This window comes from Pseudorhodoplanes sp. (assembly GCF_035565795.1).
Classification (GTDB): domain Bacteria; phylum Pseudomonadota; class Alphaproteobacteria; order Rhizobiales; family Xanthobacteraceae; genus Pseudorhodoplanes.
In genome coordinates, this window is the sequence record NZ_DATMRV010000270.1 from 1 (window position 1) to 5,643 (window position 5,643).

The 5,643-nt window shown below is 63.8% G+C and carries 3 protein-coding genes; 1 reads left to right on the forward strand and 2 read right to left on the reverse strand.

Annotated elements, in window-relative coordinates; genetic code table 11:
- A partial coding sequence (locus VNZ93_RS24285) for a gamma-glutamyltransferase (RefSeq protein ID WP_414710186.1) occupies nucleotides 1–830 on the reverse strand: 830 nt, incomplete at its 3' end.
- Between the two features lie 33 nt (nucleotides 831–863).
- A complete protein-coding gene (locus VNZ93_RS24290; RefSeq protein ID WP_325711637.1) occupies nucleotides 864–1,421 on the reverse strand; it encodes a peroxidase-related enzyme in 558 nt (185 codons plus the stop codon).
- A gap of 346 nt (nucleotides 1,422–1,767) precedes the next feature.
- Between VNZ93_RS24290 and VNZ93_RS24295 the strand changes: the two genes are divergently transcribed.
- Nucleotides 1,768–5,643, forward strand: a 3,876-nt coding sequence (locus tag VNZ93_RS24295) for an NAD-glutamate dehydrogenase (protein ID WP_325711631.1), incomplete at its 3' end; no start/stop codon positions are given.

A 5,643-nucleotide genomic window follows, 5' to 3' on the forward strand; every position in this document is an offset into this window, starting at 1 on the left:
CCGGTGACCGGCTTGCGTTCCTTCACGCGATACTTTCTGAAGTCGTCCGCGGTCATCACCCCGCCGGCCTCGCGCACGGCGGCGGAAATCTTCTCGGCGACGTCGCCCTCATAGAAGCCTTGCGGACCCTTCTTCGCGATCGCCTCCAGCGTGTTGGCGAGATCGGTCTGCACCAGCCGGTCGCCTTCGCCATAGGACGAGCCGTCCGGCTTCAGCATCACCTTCACCGAGGAGGGCCAGCGCGCGAACAGAGGCTTTGCCGCAACGAACGTGTCGGCAAGATCGCCGGTGACCACGAAGCCGTCGCGGGCGAGCGCGATCGCCGGCGCCAGCAACTGCGCAAGCGTGAATTTTCCCGAGCCATATTTCCTGTGCGCCAGCGCCAATCCCGCAACCGTGCCCGGCACGCCGACGCCAAGTCCCGACTTCAGCGATTTCTGCGGGTCCGCGTTGCCGGCGTCGTCGAGGAAGCTGTCCTTGTCGATCGCGCCGGGCGCCATTTCGCGATAGTCGATGGCGATCGCCTTCTTGGGCTTCGCGAGCCAGATCACCATGAAGCCCCCGCCGCCGATATTGCCGGCGCGCGGATAGGTCACCGCGAGTGCAAAGCCGGTCGCGACCGCGGCATCCACCGCATTGCCGCCAGCCTTCAGAATGTCGACGCCGATCTGCGTGGCCAGCGCCTCTTGCGCGACCACCATGCCGTTCCTTGCGGTAACGGCCTGCGCTCGTGGCGCTTCCGACAGCGGCTTGTCGTGAACGGGACTCGCGTCCTGCGCGAATGCAGGAACGGCGAGGAGCGCGAGGACAAAACAAAGGACGCGTATCATCTGCAAAACTGGTGCGCGCCCTCTGACGCGATGTTACCGCGCCATCCCGTGATAGACGCTGTTCGGCCGCATGTCGGTCGCGGTCGCGACTCGGTTCGACATGTTGTAGAACCCGGCAATTGCGGCAATATCCCAGATGTCTCGATCGGAAAAGCCCGTCCGCCGCAGACCCTCGCGATCGTGATCCTCCACCGCCCAGGGCTCGTTGGTCAGCTTCACCGCGAAATCCAGCATCGCGCGCTGGCGCTTCGAAAGCCGCGCCGCCCGGTAGTTCATGACCATGAGTTCGCCGAGCGGCGGATCGCCGGAGAGCTGGCGCACTGCCGCGCCATGGGCCACCAGGCAGTAATAGCAGCGGTTCTGTGACGACACAGCGACTGCGATCATCTCGCGTTCGAGCTTGCTCAGGCCCGATGGCCCAAGCATCAGGTCGTTATACATCGCGACGAATGCCTCGAGCTTCTTCATGTCGAAGGCGTAGGCCTTCAGCACGTTGGGAATGAAGCCGAGCTTATCCATGCATTTGTCGAAATAGGCCTGCATCTCCTCGTTGAGAGCGGGTTCCGGCAGCGAGAGCGCGACGAAGGTGATGTCATCCGTGGCCGCGGCCGACGGCGCCGGTTTGAGCAGCCCCGACTTCGTCAGCGCGCCGGCCTTGGCAGCAGCTGTCCGGGGCTTGTCATCGACCGATGTCCTGTTGCGAGGAATGGCAGCGAGTTCGCTCGCCCGCGGGTTTCCTCGTGCCGGCTTCTTCTGTGCCTTTGCCACTTTCATCGCTCCCTGCTATCGCGCCAAGCGTATCGCCCGGATAGATCCGGCGAAATGCATCAATTGTATGTTGCGGCGCAGCACTCACGATCGTGAGATCGGCGGGGATGCATCCTCGACGAAGAGCTGCCGGTAGGCGACACTCGGACTGCTAGGAGAGGCCGCTGTCATGAATATCCAGAATCCGCCTGCAACCGCGGGTGAACGCGGCGTTGCTCAACTCATCGAGCAGGCGGAAGCCGCGTTGCGGGCGCAACGCACCAGCGTGCCCGACGGCTTCGTGGCCCGTCTGTTCTCGGGAGCGTCGGCAGAGGATCTGGCGGGCTATACGCCGAACGAGATCGCGGCGTTTGCAGTGCAGGCCTATGCGTTTCTTGAGGAACGTCGCCCCGGCATCCCGAAGATCCGCATCTACACGCCGGAGGGTGGTCAGGATACCGGCCGCAGCCGCTCGGTTTCGGTGCTGGAGATCATCAACGACGACATGCCGTTCATCGTTGATTCGGTGATGGCCGAGCTCACGGCGCGCCATGCCCAGGTGCAGCTTGTCGTGCATCCGATCTTCACCGTGGCGCGCGATGCTGCGGGCCACATCGAGCAGGTTTCGGCCGAAGAGCCGGCCGACGAGGCAGTACATCGCGAAAGCTTTATGCATATCCATATGGATCGCATCCAGGACGTCGCGATGCAGAACACGCTGATCGTCGGTCTGGAGCAGGTCCTGTCCGATGTAAGCGTCGCGGTGCAGGACTGGCGGCCCATGCTCGAGCGAGTCGGCGACCTGATCGCCGGCATGAAGACCAACCCGCCACCGGTTCCTGAAACCGAACAGAAGGAAGCCGTCGATTTCCTGGAATGGCTGGTCGGCCAGAATTTCACCTTCCTTGGGATCCGCGAATACAAGGTCGCAGGTCCCGATCGCGAACCGGTCATGGTGCCGGACTCCGGTCTCGGCGTACTGCGCAGGGCGGACACTCACGAGTTGAGAGGACGCTCCGGTCAGGAGGTGATCCTGCGCGGTCTGCATCGCTTCTATGGCGAGCCGAGCGCGCTCATGATCACCAAGGCCAGCGTGCGCTCGCGCGTGCACCGCCGCGTGTTCATGGACATGGTGATCGTGAAGCGCTTTGACGCGAATGGCAACGTCGCCGGGGAAGTGCGCATCGTCGGCCTGTTCACCTCCACGGCCTATACCCGCTCCACGCGCTCGATCCCTTATCTGCGCCTCAAGGTCGATGGCTTGCTCAAGCGCGCGCGCTTCACGCCGTCCGGCCATTCCGGCAAGGCGCTGGTCAACGTGCTGGAAACCTATCCGCGCGACGATCTGTTCCGCGTCGGCAGCGATCTCCTCTTCGAATTCGCGATGCTGATCCTCCAGCTTGAAGAGCGCCCGCGCGTTCGGGTGCTGGCGCGGCGTGATCGCTTCGACCGCTTCATGTCGATCCTCGTCTATCTGCCGCGCGCCCGCTCCTCGAACGATGTGGTCGAGGCGGTCGGCGACCTTCTGTCCGCGCGCTACAAGGGCCATGTCAGCGGTCTCAGCCTGTTCTTCCCCGAAGGGCCGATGATGCGCGCACATTTCATCATCGCGCGTTCGGCCGAGCCGATCGAGGATCCGACCAGGGACGAGCTGGAACAGGGCGTCTCCGCGATCGTGCGGACCTGGCGCGATGCGCTCGGCGAGGAGATCGAGCGTACGCAGGAACCGGCCCGTGCGCGCAAGCTGTTCGAGCGCTATCGCAACGCATTCAGCGCCAGCTTCCGCGACCGCTATTCGCCGCAGATCGCGCTCGACAATATCCGGACCATCGAGGGTCTGTCGGCGGAGCGTCCGCTCAGTGTCGACTTCCATTCGCGGACCGGCGGCCAGAGCCATTGCGTCGGGCTGAAGGTCTGGAGCTATGGCGGCGCGATCCCGCTATCCGCCCGCGTGCCGGTGCTGGAAAATATGGGCTTTCGGGTCGTCGACGAACGCACTTACGAAATTCGCCCCGGCACGCCACCCGAGACCCATGTCTGGCTGCACGACATGTCGCTCGAAAGCGCCGACGGCGCGCCGATCGACATCGACGCATTGGAAGTTGCGCTCGAAGCCTGTTTCCTGATGGTGATGCGCGGCATCGCCGAGAATGACGGTTACAACGCGCTTGTCCTGAAGGCCGGATTGCAATGGCGCGATATCGTTCTGATCCGTTCGATATCGCGGTTCCTGCGGCAGGTGCGGCTGCCATTCTCGCAGGATTATATGTGGGCGACATTGCGCGCGCATCCGCAGATCGCGTCGCAGATCGTCGCGCTGTTCCATGCGCGGTTCGATCCGCGTTCCGAGGCGGACATCGGCCGCGCGAGCAAGGAACGCGAGATCGTTGCGGCGATCGAGGCCGCGCTCGAGAAAGTGCCCTCGCTCGACGAAGACCGCATCCTGCGGCACTTCGTGAATGCGGTGCAGTCGGCGATCCGTACCAACTTCTACCAGATTGCCGATGACGGCCATCCCAAGCAGCAGGTCGCAATCAAATACGAAAGCGGCAAGCTGACGACGCTGCCGGCGCCGCGACCGCTCTACGAAATCTTCGTCTATTCGCCGCGAGTCGAAGGTGTGCATCTGCGCTTTGGCAAGGTGGCGCGCGGCGGCATTCGCTGGTCGGACCGGCCGCAGGATTTCCGCACGGAAATTCTCGGTCTCGTGAAAGCGCAGCAGGTCAAGAATGCGGTGATCGTGCCGGTCGGCGCCAAGGGCGGCTTCGTTCCGAAGCATCTGCCGATCGGCGGCACGCGCGAGGCGATCGCGGCCGAAGGCATTGCCGCCTACAAGCTGTTCATCGGCTCGCTGCTCGACGTCACCGACAATCTTTCGCCGGAAGGCGCAGTGGTGCCGCCGGACAATGTCGTGCGCCACGATTCCGACGATCCCTATCTCGTTGTCGCTGCCGACAAGGGCACGGCGACCTTCTCGGACACGGCGAACGAGATTTCCACCTCGCGCAAGTTCTGGCTTGGCGACGCCTTCGCCTCCGGTGGCTCGGCCGGCTACGACCACAAGAAGATGGGCATCACCGCACGCGGTGCGTGGGAGGCGGTGAAGCGGCATTTCCGCGAGATGGACATCGATATCGGCGTGACTCCGTTCACGGTGGTTGGCGTTGGCGACATGTCCGGCGACGTGTTCGGCAACGGCATGCTGCGGGAAAAGACGATCAAGCTGGTCGCGGCCTTCGATCACCGCGACATCTTCATCGACCCCGATCCCGATCCGGCGAAAAGCTTCGCCGAACGGCAGCGTCTGTTCGATCTGCCGCGCTCGAGCTGGCAGGACTATGACATGGGGCTGATTTCCAGGGGCGGCGGCGTGTTTCCGCGCTCGCTGAAGGAAATCCCGCTGTCGCCCGAAATGAAGGCGCTGCTGAACCTGAACGCGGACAAGGCGACGCCGGCGCAGGTGATGAGCGCCATCCTGAAGGCGGATGCCGATCTTCTGTTCTTCGGCGGCATCGGAACCTATGTCCGCGCCGCGAGCGAAACCGATGAGCAGGTGGGTGACCGCGCCAATGATGCAATCCGCGTCATCGGTTCGGACCTGAACTGCAAGGTGATCGGCGAGGGCGCCAATCTCGGCATGACGCAACGCGGCCGCGTCGAGGCGGCGCAGAATGGCGTGCGGCTGAACACCGACGCGATCGACAACTCGGCCGGCGTCAACACCTCCGACCTTGAAGTGAATATCAAGATCGCGCTCGGCGGCCCGGTGCGGACCGGCGCGCTCAGCCTGCCCGATCGTAATGAGCTGCTGACGTCGATGACCGACGAAGTGGCGGCGCTTGTCCTGCGCAACAACTACCTGCAGACGCTTGCGATCTCGCTCGCGGAACTGAACGGCATGGAAGATCTCGCGTCGCGCCAGCGTCTCATGCAGACGCTGGAAGGGCGCGGACTGCTGGATCGCGCTGTCGAATTTCTGCCGGACGACATCGAGATCGCGGAACGCCGCCGCCGCCAGCAGGCGCTCACGCGGCCCGAGCTCGCGGTGCTGCTCGCTTACGCCAAG